19 protein-coding genes are annotated in these 21,449 nt (G+C 42.3%); 10 read left to right on the forward strand and 9 right to left on the reverse strand.

The features are described from left to right. Positions 1-213: 213 nt before the first annotated feature. Positions 214-1,758, forward strand: coding sequence for a tryptophan halogenase family protein (locus tag N473_RS07450; RefSeq protein ID WP_063367369.1), 1,545 nt, complete (start codon positions 214-216; stop codon positions 1,756-1,758). Here the strand turns inward: N473_RS07450 and N473_RS07455 are convergent. Next, positions 1,755-2,450 (reverse strand): DUF6445 family protein, encoded by a 696-nt coding sequence (locus N473_RS07455; protein ID WP_063367370.1) that lies wholly within the window; start codon positions 2,448-2,450, stop codon positions 1,755-1,757. The two genes, N473_RS07450 and N473_RS07455, sit on opposite strands and share 4 nt — an antisense overlap. 301 nt (positions 2,451-2,751) lie before the next feature. On the opposite strand from N473_RS07455, the gene N473_RS07460 reads away from it, so the two are divergent. From N473_RS07460 to N473_RS07500, 9 genes are all read left to right on the forward strand, one after another. Then, positions 2,752-3,462: a SapC family protein gene (locus tag N473_RS07460; protein WP_039609097.1), complete on the forward strand. Its 711-nt coding sequence runs from the start codon at positions 2,752-2,754 to the stop codon at positions 3,460-3,462. 207 nt (positions 3,463-3,669) lie between these two features. After that, the gene (locus tag N473_RS07465; RefSeq protein WP_231099540.1) at positions 3,670-4,659 is read left to right on the forward strand and encodes an isoaspartyl peptidase/L-asparaginase family protein; all 990 of its coding nucleotides are present in this window, start codon (positions 3,670-3,672) and stop codon (positions 4,657-4,659) included. An 88-nt stretch (positions 4,660-4,747) separates the two neighbouring features. Next, on the forward strand, positions 4,748-5,176 hold the full coding sequence (locus N473_RS07470) for a CBS domain-containing protein (RefSeq protein ID WP_039609095.1): 429 nt from the start codon (positions 4,748-4,750) through the stop codon (positions 5,174-5,176). 79 nt (positions 5,177-5,255) lie between these two features. Further along, complete coding sequence (hrpA, locus tag N473_RS07475; RefSeq protein ID WP_063367372.1) at positions 5,256-9,137, forward strand: ATP-dependent RNA helicase HrpA; 3,882 nt, start codon at positions 5,256-5,258, stop codon at positions 9,135-9,137. Between the two features lie 85 nt (positions 9,138-9,222). Then, on the forward strand, positions 9,223-9,606 hold the full coding sequence (locus N473_RS07480; protein WP_036977231.1) for a response regulator: 384 nt from the start codon (positions 9,223-9,225) through the stop codon (positions 9,604-9,606). A 9-nt stretch (positions 9,607-9,615) separates the two neighbouring features. Then, a complete protein-coding gene (locus N473_RS07485; protein WP_063367373.1) occupies positions 9,616-9,912 on the forward strand; it encodes a PilZ domain-containing protein in 297 nt (98 codons plus the stop codon). 199 nt (positions 9,913-10,111) lie between these two features. Further along, positions 10,112-11,617 carry an ATP-binding protein gene (locus N473_RS07490; protein ID WP_063367374.1) on the forward strand — a complete coding sequence of 502 codons (1,506 nt, stop codon included), beginning with the start codon at positions 10,112-10,114 and terminating at the stop codon, positions 11,615-11,617. Positions 11,618-11,703: 86 nt separating this feature from the next. Then, complete coding sequence (locus N473_RS07495) at positions 11,704-12,375, forward strand: response regulator (protein WP_063367375.1); 672 nt, start codon at positions 11,704-11,706, stop codon at positions 12,373-12,375. Next, positions 12,376-13,239: a hypothetical protein gene (locus tag N473_RS07500; RefSeq protein WP_081221011.1), complete on the forward strand. Its 864-nt coding sequence runs from the start codon at positions 12,376-12,378 to the stop codon at positions 13,237-13,239. A 49-nt stretch (positions 13,240-13,288) separates the two neighbouring features. Here the strand turns inward: N473_RS07500 and N473_RS07505 are convergent, their stop codons facing one another. The 8 genes from N473_RS07505 to N473_RS07540 all read right to left on the reverse strand — a co-directional run bounded on the left by N473_RS07505 (position 13,289) and on the right by N473_RS07540 (position 21,437). Continuing rightward, positions 13,289-14,149 (reverse strand): Tim44 domain-containing protein, encoded by an 861-nt coding sequence (locus N473_RS07505; protein ID WP_063367376.1) that lies wholly within the window; start codon positions 14,147-14,149, stop codon positions 13,289-13,291. A 110-nt stretch (positions 14,150-14,259) separates the two neighbouring features. Then, positions 14,260-14,991, reverse strand: a complete 732-nt coding sequence (locus N473_RS07510) for a DUF3379 family protein (protein ID WP_063367377.1) — start codon at positions 14,989-14,991, stop codon at positions 14,260-14,262. Further along, entirely contained in the window at positions 14,991-15,506 is a 516-nt protein-coding gene (locus tag N473_RS07515) for a sigma-70 family RNA polymerase sigma factor (RefSeq protein ID WP_039609088.1), read from the reverse strand. Before N473_RS07515 ends, N473_RS07510 begins: the two co-directional genes overlap by 1 nt. Before the next feature lie 51 nt (positions 15,507-15,557). Beyond that, positions 15,558-17,204 carry a BatD family protein gene (locus tag N473_RS07520; protein ID WP_063367378.1) on the reverse strand — a complete coding sequence of 549 codons (1,647 nt, stop codon included), beginning with the start codon at positions 17,202-17,204 and terminating at the stop codon, positions 15,558-15,560. Continuing rightward, positions 17,198-19,075 carry a vWA domain-containing protein gene (locus N473_RS07525; protein WP_063367379.1) on the reverse strand — a complete coding sequence of 626 codons (1,878 nt, stop codon included), beginning with the start codon at positions 19,073-19,075 and terminating at the stop codon, positions 17,198-17,200. Before N473_RS07525 ends, N473_RS07520 begins: the two co-directional genes overlap by 7 nt. 1 nt (position 19,076) lies before the next feature. Beyond that, entirely contained in the window at positions 19,077-20,063 is a 987-nt protein-coding gene (locus N473_RS07530) for a vWA domain-containing protein (RefSeq protein ID WP_063367380.1), read from the reverse strand. Continuing rightward, entirely contained in the window at positions 20,056-20,490 is a 435-nt protein-coding gene (locus tag N473_RS07535; protein ID WP_063367381.1) for a DUF4381 domain-containing protein, read from the reverse strand. The genes N473_RS07530 and N473_RS07535 overlap by 8 nt, the downstream gene beginning before the upstream one ends. A gap of 5 nt (positions 20,491-20,495) precedes the next feature. After that, positions 20,496-21,437, reverse strand: coding sequence for a DUF58 domain-containing protein (locus N473_RS07540; RefSeq protein ID WP_063367382.1), 942 nt, complete (start codon positions 21,435-21,437; stop codon positions 20,496-20,498). Positions 21,438-21,449: the final 12 nt, after the last annotated feature.

The raw sequence follows: 21,449 nt of genomic DNA on the forward strand, positions 1-21,449 counted from the left end.
ATTCAATAAAAAGCTAAGTACGCTATCAATATCAAAAGCTAACTTCGTATTTGTTCTATATAAAATCTCCGATTATAAGTTTATCGACTTTTGACAATGATTATGTATTGTAAGTAGGCTATACCCAAGTACGGACAACTTGGTAGCTGAGCTTAGCGGTATTAATACTAATTTATTAACACTTGATCGTGAGTGGTAATTCGACGGTGATATATGAACGGTGAGATAAAAAAAGTGGTTGTTGTTGGTGGTGGTACGGCAGGTTGGTTGGCAGCATGTCACCTAGCTAAGCAGTTGGAACCATTAGTAAATCAAGACATCTCGGTGACATTAGTTGATTCTCCCGACATTCCAACTATTGGGGTTGGTGAGGGCACAGTACCAGTTATGAGAGATACGCTAAAATACTTTGGAATTAGCGAAATAGAGTTTATAAAGCGATGTGACGTTACATTTAAACAAAGCATTAAGTTTGTAGACTGGGAAGTCCCCCCACAAAAAGATCGTTCTACTTATTATCATCACCTGTTTGATTTTCCAAATATTAGGCCTTTTAATCCGACACCTTATTGGCTATCTAACGATGAGATAAATAAAACGCACTACGCTGATCTAGTCTCTGTTCAGTCACATGTCTGTGAGCTTGGACTGGCGCCAAAGCTTAACCGAGATGGTGAATTTGCGGGATTATTTAATTACGCATATCACTTAGACGCTGGAAAATTTACTCAGATGTTATCTGAGCATGGTACTGCTGAATTGGGCATTAGTAACATAAAAGCAAATGTACAACATATCCATCTCAATGATAATGGCGAAATTACCCACTTGGATACAGATTCGGCTGGAGTAATCAGCGGTGATATATTTGTTGATTGTACTGGCTTTAAAGCCATGCTTATTGAAAAAAGTATGGGGGCTAAATTTATTGATAAAAGTGATGTCCTTCTTACCGATACTGCATTGGCAATACAAGTTCCATATCGAGATGAAAATACGCCTATCCCACCTTTTACCATCTCAACAGCGCAAAAAAATGGGTGGATTTGGGATATTGGACTAACTCAAAGAAAAGGTGTGGGTTATGTGTTTTCGAGTAATTATCAGTCTGAAGAGCAGGCCGTTGACACTTTAGCTAACTATCTTGGCCAAACAGCTGCGCAAATTGAACCTCGTAAAATATCCATGAAAGTTGGTTATCAAAAAGAAGCATGGATTAAAAACTGTGTCGCTATGGGGTTGTCTCAAGGGTTTGTTGAGCCGTTGGAGGCTACAGGGTTGTTGATGTTTGACGTAACCGCGAGAATGTTTTCAGAGGCATTGCCAGATTTCAAGGAAGATATTCCCTTGCGCGCTAGACGTTTCAACGAAGATATTCGTCAGATGTGGGAATCTACTTCTGATTTTATCAAGCTACATTATTTTCTTTCAAAGCGTGATGACTCACAGTTTTGGATTGACAACAGAGATCCGCTTTCCATCTCAACTGAACTCGCAGAAAAGTTACAAATGTGGCAGCGTAAGCTCCCTTCACAGTTTGACTTTAGGCATACAGTTGACTCTTTTAGGGTGAGTAATTATTTGTATGTTTTATATGGCATGAATTTTGGCACAGAGCTCAATGGTCGGTACACTGAGAGCCAAAACATTGAGGAGATAAATAAACTGCGCGTTGAAATCGAAAAGGGAGTTAAGTATTGTAAAAGCAACTTACTTTCTCATCGAGAGTATTTAGAAAAAGTGAGCAAGCTAAGTTAAACTGGCGCACTTTGCTTACCAAATACAATAAAGCTTGTGATTGTGAGTCGGCCTTCTGTCAGCATTTCAGTAGCAGGAGGCTCACCTGCAATACAGGCTGAATGTAAAATATTACTTGGAAAAGCGACAATGTCGCCAAATTGTGCTTCTAAATATTGTGTCCTGTGAAACAATGGGTGGTTAGACCTAATATATTCTGGCTTAGCCGGTGATTGTTGTTCCAGTTCACTATCTAAAATGTTTCTATAATGCTCGTGATTTTCGACCGTTATCTCTTCAAATCCTGTTTCACAGTGTTTATAAAATCCAGTACCGCCGAATTGGCTGTCACATAAATAGTGTACTAATGCAATTTGATTGGGGTTTAAATTATCGAAGTGCGGAATTGTTTGGTACGGTCCAAGCTCGGCTTGAGATTTTGTCACCACAGCATAGTTTGCGCTGACCCTTTTAATATCGTTAACATCCACAGCGAAAAAAGGCGCCATTTGGGCCATAACCTTGCGGATAAAGTCATAATAACTGTCCGGAACGCGTGCCCAAACACCAGGGTAACTATTAATAGGTTGCACCCAGTCTGGTTTATAATTTGACGCGAGTTTTTTCCATTTTAAGCTTTCTTCTCCTGTACTCATACAATAAATAGGTACTTTACTGTCGGTAGGGGATAAATTCTTAATGTCTTGTTCCACTTTGTATCCTTTCAATTAAGTCAAATGGTTGGGCATGGAAAGCTAACTGCTGGTGCTCAAACAGAGGAAGATGTCTATTAATTAATTGACTTAATTTATCAAATTAAAGACGGTTTGTTTAGTTTAATCTGACTTGATAGTTTTATAAATTATGACTGAGAAAGAAACAAATTAGTAAAAGCCTTAACGTTAGCGACTTAAATGTAAAAATTACCGCTATAAGGGCTTTTCTTTTGGTCCTAAAACCTTTAGCCTTAGGGCCACTAAAAGTAATAATTACGAATTTGAATGGAGTAGTATTATGGCGGAGCAACAAGTGCAGCCTTTACACAACGAGAAGCATGCTAACCTTAAAGTACAAAACGGCATCAATGTTGACTTTCTTAAATCACAGCACCTAATCCCAGTTGTTGCACATGAGTTTGCTCGTGTAGCAACAGAGTTTCCAATGGCGTTTGTTAAAAACACTGAATCAGGTCAGTTCCAAGCTGTTGCACTTTTCGGTCTTGAGCCAGGCGAAAACCTTTACGTAAAAGACGGCGTATGGCAGTCAGGTTTTGCTCCTTTAGCAGCTGCTCGTTACCCATTTGGTCTGGTTAAGCACCCTGAAGAAGATCAGTTTGGTATTGTAATCGACGAAGCGAGCCCGTTAGTAAGTGAAGAAACTGGTAATGCGTTATTTGCTGATGGTAAAGAAACTGAGTACCTACAAGCGCGTAAAGAAGCGTTAGTGAACTATGTTGAGTTTGCTCGCGTGACTGAAGTGTTCACAAAGTACCTAGCTGATAAAGAGCTTTTAGTTCAACAGACACTGACAGTTGAAATCGCTGGTGAGAAAAAAGACATTAACGGCATCTACCTTGTAGATGAGCGTAAGTTAAACGAGCTAAGTGACGAAGATTTCTTAGACCTTCGTAAGCGTGGCTATTTAGCGCCTATCTTTGCTTTCTTGACTTCAACTCACCAAGTTGCTCGTCTAGCGCGTTTAAAAGCACAATCGCAAGAAGCTTAATTGATTTTTAGCTTCTAAGAAAAAAGCACCTCAGGGTGCTTTTTTTGTTTTGGATTTTTCTGTTTTATTCATCCCTAATAACTTTTGACGCATAATGTTGCAGATATGTGTTCTTGTGTTTATCTTGCTTTGTCACTTGAAAGAAGCACGAATAATTATAAGGAACTCAGGATGCGCATGTTAAAAACGGTCTCGGCGATAGTCGCAATGACCACAGCCCTTCAACTGTCTGCACAGGAAACGCAAAATTTTGCAATCGCGATACATGGTGGGGCAGGTACGATCGAAAAAAGTCGTTTTACACCAGAGCAAGAAAAAGCCTATCGTTTAAAGCTCAAAGAGGCTGTTGAAGCAGGGTATAAGGTATTAGATAAGGGGGGAGATAGTCTAGATGCAATCACCATTGCTATTAATATTTTAGAGGACTCTCCATTTTTCAATGCAGGCAAGGGGGCTGTATATACTTATGACGGCCATCATGAACTTGATGCGTCCATTATGGATGGTAAAAATCGTCAAGCTGGCGCAGTATCTGGTGTTATGCATATTAAAAACCCAATAAATTTAGCAAGAGAGGTAATGGATAATTCAGTACATGTCATGCTCAGTGGCAAAGGTGCAGAAACGTTCGCTAAGCAGCAAGGGCTTGAAGTCGTGCCAGCCTCTTATTTTAATACATCGCACCGCCATGAAGCTCTATTACGAGCAAAAGAAAAACTAAAACAAAAGGAAAGCGGTACAAAAGATTACCAAGCCCTGCATCAAGCACTTCCAGAGCAATACAAAATGGGGACGGTTGGCGCTGTAGCACTCGATAAGAATGGGAATTTGGCTGCAGGAACCTCTACAGGCGGCATGACAGCAAAGCGTTTTGGACGAGTAGGAGATTCGCCTATCATTGGTGCAGGCACGTTTGCCGATAATAACTCCTGTGCAGTGTCAGCGACAGGGCATGGGGAGTATTTTATTCGATATAACGTAGCGGCAGACATTTGTGCTCGGGTTGCCTATCAAGACAAAACAATAGCGCAAGCAGGGCAAGATGTTATTTTTGGTCCCATGTTTAGAGATGGGGGTACAGGCGGGGTGATCATTGTAGATAAAGAGGGCAACATCAGTATGCCGTTTAATACTAAGGGGATGTACCGAGCGAGTAAATCTAACCGCTCTGCAACCTATGTAGGTATTTTTAAATAACCTTGTTCAATTGTTGATTCTTAGGCAAATTTTTCAGTGCCAGCTACTATTATATTGGTAGCTGGCATTTTATTTGGGGGAATAAACAATGCAATCAGTTAAAGTAGCAGATTATTTTAATCACAGACCAGTAACGTTTAATTCAAATATGCGGATCGAAATGGCGGTTGAGAAGCTTTTACAAAGCGGTCAATCCGGTGGACCTGTGTTAGATGACAACCATAAGGTCATTGGGTTTTTATCAGAGCAAGACTGTATCAAAAAAATGCTAGAGGCAACTTATCAAAACGAGTCCCATAGCATAGTGTCAGATGTTATGAACACTCAACCAGTATGTGTGAGTCCAGAAGACAGTATTTTGCAGGTTGCCGATAGAATGTCTAACGACAAACCCAAGCTTTATCCTGTATGTGATGAAGATGGAAGATTAGTGGGTGTCATAACTCGTGCCCATGTTTTACTCGCATTTGATAAACATTTACACGATACGTACGAATCTGGGAACAGATTTGTTTAAAAACTTGTTTTTACTTGGGTAGATTACTCAGGTTTTGGTAAACTACGCGACGATTTTGGAATTTTCAAGGTGTCGTGTAGTGGACTTAAAGTCGTTGTATTCAGATATTCCTTTTTGTTTAAAGAAGGACCAGTTTTTATTTAAAAAACGTCTGCAAGGTGTTAAAAAAATAGCCGATGAGAAAAAGCAACAGAAAGTGCTTGCTCAGATCGGTGAATCCATTGCTCGAAGCCAACAGTTGAAGACCCAGCGTCAAGAAGGTTTACCTCAGGTTACCTACCCTGAATCTTTACCTGTAAGTCAGAAAAAAGAAGACATCAAAAAAGCGATTGCTGAGAATCAAGTGGTTATTGTGGCCGGTGAAACGGGTTCAGGTAAGACGACTCAGTTACCAAAGATTTGTCTTGAGCTTGGTCGTGGTATTGACGGTTACATTGGCCATACTCAGCCTCGTCGACTTGCAGCGAGAAGTGTCGCCAATCGTATTGCAGAAGAAGTCGGCTGTCAGCTTGGTGAAGAAGTTGGTTTTAAAATTCGTTTCAGTGATCAAGTTTCAGACAGAAGTTATGTTAAGTTGATGACTGATGGTATTTTACTAGCAGAAATTCAACAAGATAGGTTCTTAAATCAATACGATACCATCATAATTGATGAAGCTCACGAGAGAAGCCTTAATATCGACTTCATTCTGGGCTACTTGAAAAACTTACTTCCAAAGCGTCCAGACCTTAAAGTGATCATCACATCAGCCACCATTGACCCTGAACGTTTCTCTAAACACTTTAACGATGCGCCAATAATAGAAGTATCAGGAAGAACTTTTCCAGTTGAGGTGCGTTACCGTCCTGTGATCGACGTCTCTGGTGAGGAAAGTGAAGCTGAGAACGATCAGTTACAAGGCATATTTGACGCAGTAGATGAACTCTGTGATGCAGGTCCTGGCGATATTCTCATTTTTATGAATGGCGAGCGAGAAATCCGCGATACAGCTGATGCGTTGTCGAAACGTAACTTGAAAGGCGTTGAGATTTTACCGTTGTTTGCACGTTTATCTAACGCGGAGCAAAATCGGATATTTGCGCCGCATAGTCACCGCCGAATAGTACTGGCAACTAACGTTGCCGAAACATCTCTGACTGTGCCAGGAATTCGATACGTTATTGACCCAGGTACCGCACGCATAAGCCGATATAGCTACCGTACAAAAGTGCAGCGTTTACCGATAGAAGCGGTTTCTCAAGCGAGCGCTAACCAAAGGATGGGCCGATGTGGTCGTGTCGCAGCAGGTATTTGTATTCGTCTGTATTCTGAAGAGGACTTTTTAGCTCGACCAGAGTTTACTGATCCAGAGATCCTGCGTACTAATCTCGCATCTGTAATTTTACAGATGCTTGCGCTTGGTCTTGGTGATATTGCAAAGTTTCCATTTGTCCAAGCGCCTGATAGTCGCAATATCAAAGATGGTATGGCATTGCTTGAGGAACTAGGTGCTGTTAAGCCTGCATCTCGTAGAGAAAACGCCAAATTGACTCAAGACGGTAGAAAGTTGAGCCGTTTGCCTATTGATCCGCGCTTGGCAAAAATGGTGATGGCATCAGTGCAACAAGGGGCTTTAAACGAGGTGATTGTGATTGCTGCCGCACTTTCAATCCAAGACCCACGAGAACGACCTCAAGAAAAGCGCGGTGCAGCAGATGAAAAACATGGCCGTTTCGATGATCCTAACTCAGATTTTATGGCTTTTTTGAATTTGTGGCAGTATTTAGAAGAGCAGCAAGAAGCGCTGTCGCGCAGCCAATTCAGAAAGCAATGTCAAAAAGACTTTTTGGCCTACATGCGGATCCGTGAATGGCAAGACATTGTTTACCAGTTAAAAACTGTGTGCGACGAAATGGACTTCAAAGGTTCCGGCAATGAAGCTAGTTTTGATGCCATCCACCAATCTTTGCTCAGTGGTATGCTCAGCCATATTGGTATGAAAGACGAAAAACAGCACTATAAAGGGGCAAGAAACAGTTTGTTTCATATCTTCCCTGGTTCTGCCTTATTTAAGAAAAGCCCCAAATGGTTGATGTCGGCAGAGCTTGTTGAAACAAGTAAGCTTTATGCACGTATTAACGCAAAAATCGATTTGGCGTGGGTTGCACCTTTGGCGCAGCATTTGGTGAAGCGCAGTTACAATGAGCCACACTGGGAGAAAAAGCAGGGTGCCGTTATCGCGTTTGAACAACAAACGCTTTATGGTTTGACCATCGTTTCGAAAAAGCGCACTGTTTACAGCCAAATTGACCCTGTTATTAGTCGAGAGCTATTCATCAAAGAAGCATTAATTGGCCAACAGCTAGGTCAAAAAGCGTCGTTCTTAGAATACAACCAGTCACTTGTTGACGAGATCCAGTCATTAGAAAATAAAGCCAGACGCCGAGATATTTTGGTGGATGAACAAGCAATGTTTGAATTCTATGACCAGCGCATTCCCAGTGATGTAAATAACCGAGCTACATTTAATCACTGGTTTAAAAAGCAAAGTGATAAACGTTTGTTGCATATGAGTAGAGAGTCATTAATGCAACATGATGCTGACAAAGTCACCGCTTTCGATTATCCGGACATTTGGCAGCAAGGCAACCTGACGCTACCCCTTAATTATCATTTTGAACCTGGAAAAGCAGTTGACGGTGTAACCGTGAATATTCCTTTGGCCCTTTTGAACCAAGTTCACAATGAAGGGTTCGATTGGCATATACCTGCGCTGAGACATGAGCTGATCTGTGCACTCATTAAGAGCTTGCCTAAGACGCTGCGCAGAAATTTTGTGCCGGCGCCTAATTATGCCGATGCGGTGTTGGCATCCATTGAGCCATTACAAGGGCCTTTACTTGAGTCGTTGGCGACTCGATTGTTACGTATGACCGGTGTTAAGGTGAGCGAAACTGATTGGGATGTCGGCTCGCTTGAAAACCATTTGAAGATGCAGTTTGAAGTCGTAGATGACGCTGGTAAAGTGATTGCCCATGGTTTTGATTTAGATGCACTTAAAGAAAAGCTTCAGGGTAAAGTATCCCAAACTCTATCTAAAGTGGCTGAAAAAGGTATTGAGCAAGAAGACCTTACTGAGTGGGTCTTTGGAGAGTTACCCCAAGAGTACACTAAAACGCAAGGCGGTTATGAAATTAAGGCTTTTCCAGCTCTGGTTGATAAAAAAGACAGTGCGTCAATCACCTTGTTTGATCACCCTGAGAAGGCAGCACAGGCCCACCGTTTAGGCTTGCGAAGATTGGTGTTGCTCAATATTCCTTCTCCTGTTAAATACTTGCAGCAACATTTGCCAAACAAAGCGAAGTTGGGGTTGTATTTTAATCCATTTGGTAAAATTCATGATTTGATCTCGGATTGTACTGCGGCTGGTGTAGATAGCTTACTTAAACAATTCGATACCATCAGAGATGAAGCTGAGTTTGAGCGTGCAAAAGAGTTTATCCGTGGTGAACTTGGCGATAGAGTTGTGGAAATTGCTTCGCAAGTTGAGCAAGTGTTGAGCATTGCACACAGTGTAAATAAGCGCATGAAAGGGCGTGTTGATTTGACCATGATAACTGCGCATGGTGATATTAAATCTCAGCTTGAATCGCTTATATTTAGAGGGTTTGTCAGTGCGCATGGTGCTGATAAGATTTCTGATTTATTGCGCTATTTAAAAGCAATTGAAAAACGTTTAGAAAAATTACCTGTTGACCCTAACCGAGATCGTCTATGCGTACTAGAGTTAGAAAAGGTTGGTGAGCTGTACGCGAAAAAGTGCAATAAAGTGCCAAAAGGCATGCCAGTACCTGAAGATCTAGCACATATTTTTTGGATGATTCAGGAACTAAGAGTGTCATTATTCGCTCAAACCTTAGGTACACCTTATCCAATTTCATCTAAGCGCGTGACGAATGCACTAAATGAATTGGATTTATAGGAATTGACTTGCATTTTGCTTTGAGCCAATTACCTTAATAAGAGGATATAAATTTTTGGATTGTGATAAGGAAGCGACATTGACTATGTCCACGCAGCAAAGACGGAGTAGAACACCGCATGTGTTAGTTGTTGATGATGAGTACTTTAACTACGAGATGTTGTCGATGGCTTTGTCAGATGCGTTTAAATTCAGTTATGCGGAATCTGGGATCAGTTGCTTGTCAAATGCAATAGCTGATCCACCAGACGTTATTTTGTTGGATGTATGCATGCCTGGTTTAGACGGGTATGACACCTGCCGCATGTTGAAAAATACACCCGAAACCAAAGATATTCCGGTAATGATGGTCTCAGGTTTGGAATCTGAGCAAGAAAAACAAGCAGGGTATGAAGCGGGTTGTGATGAATATGTTGTTAAACCATTTGCCATGCAATCGCTTTTGGAAAAAATAAAAAATATGGTCTAGGAGCTCACTATGATCCATGAAGATAAACGTCGCTTTATGCGCATGATGGTCAATGCGCAGGCTGAAGTAACTGTCAGCCAATCTGGAGAAAAATTTCTTGGTACTTGTCAGGATCTCAGTGCGACAGGCTTGTCGGTAGAGATTGACCACCCGCTAGAAGTTGGTGAGCTGGTAAATGTGTTCATCAATAGCAAAAGTACGACTATCCCGCCCTTTAATGCCAGTGCCAAAGTCGTTCGATGCAGTAGCGATGAAAATGCGACTGATAGATATGTTGTAGGTCTAGAAATCGTCCAATTTAACTAGTCTATTACAGTCAATACGAAGGCAACGAATTGCCTTCGTATCTCTAACTTCCACGGTTTTTGCACAATCTTATCCGATACTATTTGTAGTAAATTAGAAACACATCTTTTATATATACTGGTGTTGGCCTTTGTAGGTATAGGCTGGCATTGGTTTTGGCGATAGTGATGGCCGCATCTTTGACTTTTATGGAGTTTCAATGAAGTTAACCCTGAGAAGAAAGCTGCTTGCAATTTTGTTGTTGGTTAATGCTGTACTTATATCTGCGGTTTACTACGCAAATCAGCTCGCTTTTGAAAAAAGTTTCAAAGAATATTTGCAAAATAGTAGCCGAGCTAAATTGACTGCCTTATTGCCAACTATCAGAGAGAACTTTGATAGATATGGTGAAGATTGGATGACCAGAAAAAGCCCGCATTGGACAAGATTGGTGGGTGAATATCACGGGCGCTCACAGGCCGAAATAGATGAAATGGTAAAACGTCCACCTCGGCGTGGTCCGCCAAGGCATCATCGTTCAGAAAGTGGTAAACCAAATGCAGATGCGAAGTTACCTGAGCGAAGAATAGGAAGAGAAGAGCGTCCACCAAGGCATATGCGTGGTGCGCAGTCTCGGTTGGTGTTTAAGTCTGCTAGTGGTGAATTACTAAAAGGCAGAAAGGATAGTAAAAACACCACGCTTTGGATCGATGTGTATAAAAATGAAGATAACACGGGGCCGCTTCTTGGATTTATCGGTCTCGAAAATGGGCTTGAAATTAGTAACTCGCTAGACTCATTGTTTGCAAGTAGACAGCAACACTGGTTTTTAGGGATTGCTGTCATAGCAATGTTGGTAAGTAGCTTATTGGCAATCCCTTTCAGTCGCTTCTTAGTTGCGCCAGTCTTGTCTCTCAGAGCCGCGGCGAAAAAAATAGCTGCGGGTAATTACGAGCCGCCATTTAAATCATTCAGCAAAGATGAACTAGGGTTACTCGCAAAGGATCTGAATACATTGGCAATCACGCTGGCTGATAACCTGCAATCTCGTCAGCAATGGATAGCCGACATTTCTCATGAATTAAGAACACCGATCGCTGTGTTTAAAGCCGAGCTTGAAGGTATGATTGATGGCATTATCGAGTCTGATGAGGCCCAATTACATTCGCTTTATGATGAGATTAATCGTTTAACAAAATTAGTTGACGATTTGCACCAGCTATCTATGTCAGATAGAGGCTCGCTTAGTTACCATATGCAAGAATGTGACATCACTGAGATCATTGGTCATACATTTGACTCACATTTAGCTACACTGAAAAGTAAGCACTTTGAATGGAGTATTGAAGGCCAACCTGAAACCATGTTGTACTGTGACGAGGCTAGGTTGTTGCAGCTATTTGGCAACTTTATGCAAAATACATTACGTTACACAGATTCCAGCGAAACAATACCGGGTAAGATAAAAGTGCTTATTACCTTGCACAAAGATCAAGTGCTTATCCGCTGGCAAGATAGTAGCCCTAGTGTAGACCCTGATTTATTGCCCAAGTTGTTTGATAGGCTTTATCGAGTTGATAAAGCACGGGATCGTGCATCAGGAGGCTCCGGCCTTGGCCTCGCAATTTGTGCCAGCATAGTGCAAGCGCACAGCGGAACGATAACAGCAACTGCAAGCGAGTTAGGCGGTGTAAGTGTAGATGTGACATTGCCCGTAATAAAATAAGTTAACGTCGAATTAGGTTCATGGCACTATGTATCATACTGATTGAAACCTAGCGCGCTAAAAAGTAAAACGACTAAGGTATAAAAATGATTAAGCAGAAAGTTCTTATCATTGAAGATGAAGAGAAGCTTGCCATAATTTTAGGTAAGTACATAGAACAAGCAGGCTATGAGTTTGAGATTGTAATGGATGGTGCCGATGCGCTCAGCAAAGTACGGACATTTGCGCCAGACATTATTCTCCTAGATTTGATGCTGCCATCCGTCGATGGCATTGAAATTTGTACACAAGTACGTAAAGACTCCGCTGTGCCAATCATCATGACTACTGCAAAAGTTGAAGAAATTGACCGCTTACTGGGTTTGGAAGTTGGCGCGGATGATTATGTGTGTAAGCCGTATAGCCCAAAAGAAGTGGTTGCAAGAGTAAAAGCGATATTAAGACGGACTAATAATAGCTTGCCGATACAAACGGGCTTAATACTTGATGAAGAGACATTGTTTGTGAATTATAACGGTCAACGCACTGATCTGACGCACGTTGAGTTTATGCTGTTACAAACCATGTTTAAGCATCCAGGCCGTGTTTATAATAGAGCAAGGCTAATGGACTCGATTTATGATGACGACCGCGTCGTGAGTGACCGAACTATTGATAGCCATATAAAAAAAATCAGGAAAAAACTTCAAGATATTGCGCCGGAGAGTGAGTTTATCCATTCTATTTATGGGGTAGGTTATAAATTTGAAGTGATGTAAATGGAAGACGTTACACCTTGGCAGCAACAGTTTTGCAATGAGCATAAGCTGCCAATTACTTATATATCTCAATTTGACCACGCCCTGTCGTGGTTTAAAAAAGAGGTTTTAGATCAGTCTAATCCCCTGTGTATTGCCGTAAGCGGCTGCCAAGGTAGTGGTAAGTCAACGCTTTCTGCCTACTTTGTTGCCTATCTAAAAAGCCAAGGGAAAATGGCTGAGTCAGTATCAATCGATGACTTCTACTTTTCCAAAGCGAAGCGGCTGGCTTTATCTAAACAGTACGCACCTCCGTTTGTGACGCGAGGGGCACCAGGTACACATGATATTGAACAAGCAATTACTGCTGTTAACCGCTTTAAGCAGGGCAAGCCTTTTGTTTTACCTCGATTTGATAAAGCGATGGATGATCCTCATCCTGAGGAAAAGTGGACGTCAGTCAACACTAAACTCGATGTGTTAGTCGTGGAAGGTTGGTGTTTGGGCTTACCGCATCAAACAGCAGCACAGCTAACTGAAAGCTGTAATGCGTTTGAGGCTCAAGGTGATCCGGAGCGACTGTATCGCTCACAAGTAAATTCTTTTCTAAAGACGGATTATCAACGGTTGTTTCGGCTATTTGATAGGTTGGTTTTTTTGAATGGGCAAAGTTTTGAGCATGTTTTGCGATGGCGTTTAGAACAAGAGCACAAATTAATCGAACGCTGCGGTAAAGGGATGAGCGAGCAGCAGATAGAAGCGTTTATTCAGCCATTTCAAAGGTTGACTGAGTGGGGGATTAAAACGCTGCCTGATAGGTGTGATTTAGAGTTGGTGTTAAGTAAAGATCGAAGCATCATATTAAATAACGACTATAAACAATAAGGGCTCTTTATTTAGAGCCCTTTATTAAAAAGCGATAAGCCAATACTGCTTAGCTATCAATTAGGTCTTCTACACCTACGATCAACCAAGGCGCATCACCTTGATTTTTGCGTTCTAAGTGCCAAACCTCATGAATAGGCTCTTCTTGCATATCACCTTGGTCGCGGTATTTACCACGGAACATAACACTGATTTCCCACTTTTCAGCGCTGACGTCTGCACGAGCTAGCTCTGCATCAACAAACATCACTTCAGTTTCTACGTCACCTTGTTGCTCACGTTCTTGGCGAAATTCTTCTACGAGCTCAGGGCTTAGGTATTCAGACATTGTTGCATAGTCTTTTTTGTTCCAAGCCGTCTGGATAGTTTGGTAATGCGATCGTGCACCTTGAAGGAAGCCATTCACATCGAAATCACGAGGTAAGTTAAATGGTACGCCCTGTTGCGCACCAAAACCGCCAGCTGCTTGATTAGCCTGAAATTGCTGTGGCTGAGAGAACTGTTGGTTTTGCTGTTGTTGAGCAAAGTTAGGCGCGCCAGCCATTTGTGGCTGCTGTTTTTTACGCATAAAGCCCATGATCACTTTGAATAGCACAAATGCAGCGATAGCGAACAGGATCATTTCAAGGAATTGGAAACCCTCGAAATCGTCGCCCATCATTGCCGCGATTAAACCACCAGCTAAAAGGCCACCTAATACACCGGCCATAATACCTTTTTTGCTCGATTTTTTCTTTGCGCCTTGCTGTGCTGCAAGTGATTTAGTATCAACCTGCTTTTTTTGTTGCACAGTTGAAGTTTGATGTGTTTTACCTTTTTTCTTGCTGCCAAACTTTTTACGCGCTTCAGCGTCAAAAGCCGTTGCAAACAACATTGAAACGATAGTCAATAAAACAAAAAATTGTTTCATGGTTTTCCTCTAAGTTTAAATACTGTGTCACATTCTAATGAAAATAAAAAAGAAATTGAACTGAAATAGGGCGGTTATAGGAACAAATAGGGCGCTTGTCGCGCCCAGTTTTATAGCCATTGTAAGGAGTTGTTGACTTCACCTTGATATTTTTCAAGTGGAGTGCCTAATTTAGCTACCAAAATGGTATCGGCATTAGCGCCTTTGTTAATTGAACCGCTAAATCGACTGTCATTAAACTCGGTATCACCTTGGCGATAGTCGTTTTTATCACTTGGTACAATAAACACCGTCATAGGGCCATGATCAGATTGAAAAATTAGATGTAAGCTGCGCTGACCTTTAAAATTACAGAACGTGGCGTAGGTTACTTTCCCTGGTAAAGATTCCAGTTTGCCACCGAGCATAGCCAACTTTTCATTGACAATTTGCAGGTTAACTTCTTTGTTTAACTTTAATGCACTTTCTTCATAATACACATGTTCAAGGGCGTGCTCTCCTGCATACAGTGGTGCGTGTACAGCAGTGCTGAAATATACCATTACAGCCAGTGCCACCGAAGCCGCTGATGCGATAGGGACGGTGAAGCGTCTATACCAAGCCAGTTTAACCACATTATCCGAAGAATGTGTTGCTGGTTTTTCATCCGCTTCTATATTAGCAAGTAACTTTGCTTGTAAGCCTTCTGGTACAGGTACCTCTAGCGCATCGCCGAGCAGGGCATCAAAATCCTGCATCTCTTCAACTAAGCGCTTTTTAGCCGGATCTTGCTTTGCCTCATCCGCTAGGTGTTGATCGCTTGGATCGGCGAACAGGCGACGGCGAAATTCTAAATCATCCATCAGTTTGATGCCCCCTTTGCTGATTCATTCACGTTAGTTAATGCCTCTTTTAGCTGATTTCTCGCTCTATACAATCTGGTCATAACTGTATTTTTGTTTAACTCCAAAATCTCTGCGATTTCATCACCAGAGCACCCCATGACCACTTGAAGCAATAAAGGTTCTCTATACTCGGAAGCTAACTGGTTAATCTGTCTTTGGACAACCGTTTGCTCCATTTCATCGTCTAGTGCTGTGCTTTTGGTATCGACTAAGGTGTCATTTTCAACATCAGCATAATCAAATTGTTTTCGTTCAAAACGACGTGCGTTCTCTCGTCGTAATATGGTTAATAACCAAGACTTAGCAGCTTTTTCATCCTGAAGTGCATCTAGTGAGCGCCATGCACGTAAAAATGTTTCCTGAACCAAGTCTTCTGCAATAGTTGGGTCCTGGCATAACCAATAAGCAAAGCGATATAACTCAGTATGGTAAACCTGAACCAAAGATTCGTAACGTTTTTGTTTTTGGGTCATGCTAACTAGACCTTGCCTTTAGCAATATTATTTCACTTTTCGCCATATTTTTTAGTAAAGCGTCTCTAGGCGACTCTTAGCGTCTGATTTTGAACGCTTTTTAATTTTACTCATATGATTATATAGCGTTACGAGATCGACCTGTTGTTTATTTGCACTATAAAGGGATGCTTGCAACTTTGCAATTTCTTCCCTAATTTCGGTCGGCTGCTGGCTGATCCAAGATTTTAGCGGCTGTTTATAAGCGAGCTCTACATATTCTCGCAATAGCGTGTAAAACTGTCGGTTTTCATTTTGCTTGGCCACTTTTCCAAGTTGTTTTAACGTATCCTGTGCATTTGTATTGTCTGGGTCCTGACTATTTTTTGCGGGGGCTTGCACTGGCGTATGTGGTTTTCTTAACAGCATTACAACCAGAGTAATTAACCAAAGTGCATAGCCTGAGCCCGTTAACACCCAATCTCCCCAAGATTTGTCGGCTTCTTTGTAAATGATTGTCGGTTCAACCTGATTACTCGGCGCGACAGGTTGCATAGTTGCGTTGGGTTGCGGCTGTACTGTTGTCGTCTGTGGTTGATTTGGATCCGCGATAACTTCAACGGTTCTTGCTGGCAATGTAGCATATTGGATGCGATTTATTACGGTATTAAACCATGGCAATTTAATCTCAGGGAGTGTGTAAGTACCAGGCTTTTGTGGGAGTAGGGCATAAGAAGCAATCATTTGCGAAATGACTCGGCCATCTCTTGCCATTTGATTTCGGTCGGTTTCATCTGGGTAAATTCTAAACCCATCAACACTAGGAATTTCTATATCTGGCATTTGTTCTTTTGTGATACCCAGAGCTGTCAGAGTAAAGGTTCTCGTGATCGGTGAACCTACCACAACTTGTTTATCTTCCGGCTGCCATTCTTCTGCCAAGTTCACTAACTCACTAGGCAGCCATGCACCTCTATAGTCATTTGGAATAGGCTTCACCTCAACGTCAATAGATTCTCCAACAGCGCTTACCGCCATTCTGCGATATCCTTCACGAACTTGGCCGTTAAAAATAGGGCCTTCCACTGTGAAGTTACCACTTTTTTGCGGTTGAATGAGGTACTTACGGGTTATCACTCGGTAGCGACGACCATCGACGACTTCATAGGCTTCTTCTTGTTGTCCCATCGCTGTGATGGAGCCTTCATTCATTGTGGGCTGGGTCATTTGCGCATCAAGCAAATCCTTACCAATGAATAGCTTAACTGTGTATAAAGCAGCTTGCTGTACATACAAAGACTGCGGTGCCAGCTCCGTTGTGACAAAGATATCTTTTTGTTGGCTATCATCTGACTCTCTTGCTACTACGCGTAAGTTAATAGGCTGAGATTTGATGCCTGAGACTTCAAATGCAGGAAGAGTAAACTCACCTGCGCTTCTGGACATGACTTGCATTTGCCAACTGGTTGCACTGCTCATACTACCATTGACTATTTGAGTACGAGAGCTGGTACTGATTGGTCCAGTAACAAAGTTTTTCGCTATGGCAGAAGTATCAGGCATTTGACCTGATACCTTACCATTGGCTTCAATGGTTAAAGTAAAGTATTCACCAACCAAAACTGGGTTTTTATCCACGCTGGCGGTGAGTCTGTCTATGGCCAAAGTGGGCAGCGCGACAGCGAATAAAATAAAACAGATAGCAAATCGCATTACCATGATTTTTCAGCTCCTACTGGTTGTCTTTGTTGTTGTCTTTGTCTTGATTCCAAAAGCATTTTATTTTTCAGCAAAATGGCAGGATCGTCAGGTACTCTTCGAAGTAGTTGGTCCAACTGTTGTGCTTTTTCTTTTTCTTCAGGTGTTAGCTCTCTCATCTCAGATTGCGCCATCTGCTGCGCCTGCTGATCTTCTGATAGCTCACTTTGAGGTGTTTGCTGTGGCTGTGCTGATTGCTTTTGCTCTTCAGCTTGCTCGCCTTCTTCACCTTCTTCACCTGTTTGTTTGTCGGCTAACTCTGGCTCATTTTGATTTTCAGATTGCTCATCACTTTGAGATTGCTCTGACTGTTCGGTATTCTCTTGCTCAGACTCATCCCCTTGTTCATCTTGAGATTGACTCTGTTGCTCGTTTTGATCAGCTTGTTCTTGCTTTTCACTTTCGCCTTGTTGTTGGTCGTTTTGCTGCTCAGAGGATTGCTCTTGTTGATCTTGCTTATTTTGATCCTGATTCTGTTGAGACTGTTGATCTCTCATCTGCTCAAGTAACTCTTTATTTTCTTGTGCTTGTGTAAAGGCAGGATTTATTTTTAAAGCACTATCATATGCCTCAATAGCCTCGTCGAGCTTGCCTAAGTGTGCCAGTGCATTACCAAGGTTATATTGGCCAATAGCGGTATCTGATTGCTGCAATGTTTTAGCAGCTTGTTCGTATAATCCTTGTTTGTATTGAGCTGCGCCACGCAATGTCGCATCCTGTGCAGCACTGGCTTGGTCAAAGTGTTCATCTTGGTAGGCTGACAGCGCGTTTTGATCTGTATTTTTGAACCAAGATTGCCAATCCGCAGCATAGGTAGGTGAACTTGGTAGATAGGCGATGACGCAAATTACCAGCGTCACTGCATTGTTACGAAATGCCAAGAGCGCAAGTGGAATAATGGCAAATAATAGGTATTGACCTGCATCGACGCGCCAAAGTGTTTCGTTTGGTTCATTGGGGGATTCAATGTCCTGTGTATCCTCAATCGCAAAGGTTTCAATATCTGAATTATCCGGCGAGTAAGTCGCATACTGGCCACCTAAGCGCTGGGCTAAAGAGCGTAACCGTTCAGCGTAAAGCTTAGGTACAACGATTTGTCCATATCTGTCTTTTAAGAACCCTCCTTCAGGTACGCTGATAGGAGCACCTTGAGCAGTGCCAACGCCATAAATATGAAGCCTGTAACCCGAACCGCTCAGCATACTTTGTATATCTTGCGCATCTTCTGGCTCAATTTCATCTGTAATCAAAATGATTTCGCCGGATGGGTAACCTGCCTGTTCAAGCAGCGTCTTTGCTTGGTCAATACCTGCAAGCACGTTGGCGCCTTTTCCTGGCATAATGTCTGGGCTAATACTTGGAACTAGATTCTCTAGGGTGTTTATGTCGCTCGTTAGTGGCGACACAATGAAGGCATCTTGAGCATAAGCAACCAAAGCAGTGTCACCCTCACGAAATTGCTGCAACATATCAAGTGTCTTAAATCTTGCTTGTGTGAGCCTATTTGGTGCAATGTCCGTGGAGTACATTGAGTAGGACATATCCATCACCAATACTCTTGCTTGCTTGGCTGAAAACACTGGCACACTTTGCTTTTCAATGCTTGGGCCCGCCGCGGCCAATATACCAAGTAAAAGTATGAGACTGGTCAACCAAGATGAATGATTTGACTTTGCCTGCTTGCCTTCGGTCAAAACAATTTTGGCTAGGTGTGGCGCGATCAACTGAGATTGTTTACTGCTGGATTTTTTATACCACTGCAAAAAGCAGATGATACTCCAGGGTAATAGTAGCCACAGTAAGTCAGGTCTAATAAATTGAAATTCGGTCATATTAATTACCTCGCCTCCATTGCATTGCAAAGCGAATGAGCAGCGCTAATCCCCAAATAGCGATGGCCGCTAAAAGTGGGATATAAAATAATGCGATTTTAGGTCGGAATGTTTCATCTTCTGCTGAGATGGGCTCTAAGTTATCTAATTCAGAGTAAATTTGTTGTAGACCTTGCACATCTTTTGCTCGGAAATAACGGCCACCTGTTTCAGTTGCAATATGAGTCAGTGTTTGCTCGTCAATACTTGCACCAGACATATTACCCAAAGAGAAGAACCCGCGATTTCTTCGGCCATCTGAGCCGACACCAATGGTATAGACCTTTATTCCTTCTTCTCTGGCTAAAATGAGCGCTTCTTCAGGTTGTAAGTTGCCTGCGGTATTTTGGCCATCAGTGAGTAATATTAGAATACGGTTACTCTCTTCTTTTTGATTGAAGCGTTTAACTGCAAGGCCTAATGCATCGCCAATGGCTGTGGCTCTACCCACTAAACCAATTTGCGATTCTTGTAGCATTTGGCTTACTGTGTTGATGTCTTTGGTTAAAGGTGTTTGTAAAAAAGCCGTATCCGCGAACAAAATCAAGCCAAGTCTATCGCCTTGCCTTTGTTCTATAAAGTCGCCTAAAACTGCTTTGACAACCGACAGTCTATCTATATAACGGCCGTTATATTCCATGTCTTCTTCGGCCATTGAATGTGATAGATCCACCGCCATCATGATGTCTCTGCCTTCACTGGGTAACGTAATTGGGTCATCCAACCAAGTCGGATTACTCAAAGCAGTCACTAGCAGCAACCAAATGAGCATTTCCAGCCAGTTTTTCTTGTGAGATAAAACCTGTTCCTGCGTGCCTATAGCGCCCAAAGTAGCATAACTGGGCATGCGGATTTTTTGCTGTGTCTGTTGCGCAACAGGTTTGAGTCTGGCGATAATCCATGGGAGTGGAAGCAATAAAAAAGCCAATGGCCACTCAAATTCAAACATCTAAGCGCTCCTTGGTTTTAAAGGTCTTAATTGCCATCATAAGTTGTTCAATTTGTTCGTTGTTATTATCTGTTCTATATAAAGCGGTAATATCTTGCTCTGTGAATTGCGCTTTCGATACAGCATTTAATGTATGGCACCAGTTAGCGCTCGATTGAGCGGCAGCAGACGCACCATAATAGTGTTTAGCCAGCCTTTTTACTATGCCATGCAAAGCAAGGGCATCTTGCTGATGTTTTTGGCTTAATTGGATTGCTTCTCTTTTGGCTGCACCAAACTGCCAGTTTTTATAGAGCCAAACAGCCAAAGCAACAATGACAATAATTGAAACGCAAATAAGTGCCCACATTGGCAAAGATAAAGGCCACCAGCTCACTTGTTCTGGTGGCATGACATCGTGTAGGGCATCTAGTGGAGATTGATTCATTACAGTTACCTAGTGAGCTGAGTTTCTAAGGGAATGTCCGCAGAAAAATTAAGCATAGTCATACCTGCACGCTGCAAACGTTTGAGGCGAACGCTGAATACTTGCTGCGCGCGTTTGGCAAATTTATCTCTAAATTGCTTATCGCTAAGCGGGAGCGTCCAAGTATTTTGAGTGCCTTGGATCTCAATGGCTTGGCTATAGGCTGGCAAAGTATGCTCAAAAGGGTCACTTACTTGGCACCCGATCAGTTCACAGTGTCGACTCAAGCCTTCTAGGAGCGAAAAGCTTTCATCATTAAGGTTTGAAAAATCAGAAACCAAGTAAATTAAACTGCCTGGTTTTGCTAGATGTTTCAGTCTTTTTAGGTTGTCATTGAAACGGCTTGCGCTTGCGCTATCTCGATTAGCGAGGCTCGTTTCATGCACATCACACAGTTGGTGGCAAAAAGCGAGTACGCCTTTGTCTCTGGCAGTCGGTTTGAGCTCGTGGTGGCTATGTTCTGAAAATACCACACCACCGAGTCTGTCACCGCGCTGCGAGGCTGACCAAGCGACTAATGCACTTAAATGGGCTGCCTGCACTGATTTCAGTAGGAGCTGACTGCCAAACAGCATGCTGTTTGACAGATCAGTAAAGATGAATACTGGGCGTTCTTTCTCTTCTTGATACAGCTTTGTGTGTGCTTCACCTGTACGAGCTGTGACGCGCCAATCTATTGCGCGAATATCGTCGCCGTATTGGTACTGACGAACTTCGGCAAACTCCATACCTCTTCCTTTGTGTGGTGCAAGGTATTGTCCCGCTTGTGCGCTGCGTATTTGGCCTTTCGGTTTTAAATCGAGCAGGCGGGATTTGCTTTTATAATAAAGCAGTTCTTTTAGCCCAAGTTCAACGCCATTGGTATGACAGTTTTTAAACCAGTTTTGGATATCAATATTTGCTTTCATAGATCGAGCTTA

Source organism: Pseudoalteromonas luteoviolacea CPMOR-1 (assembly GCF_001625685.1).
Taxonomy (GTDB): Bacteria; Pseudomonadota; Gammaproteobacteria; order Enterobacterales; family Alteromonadaceae; genus Pseudoalteromonas; species Pseudoalteromonas luteoviolacea_K.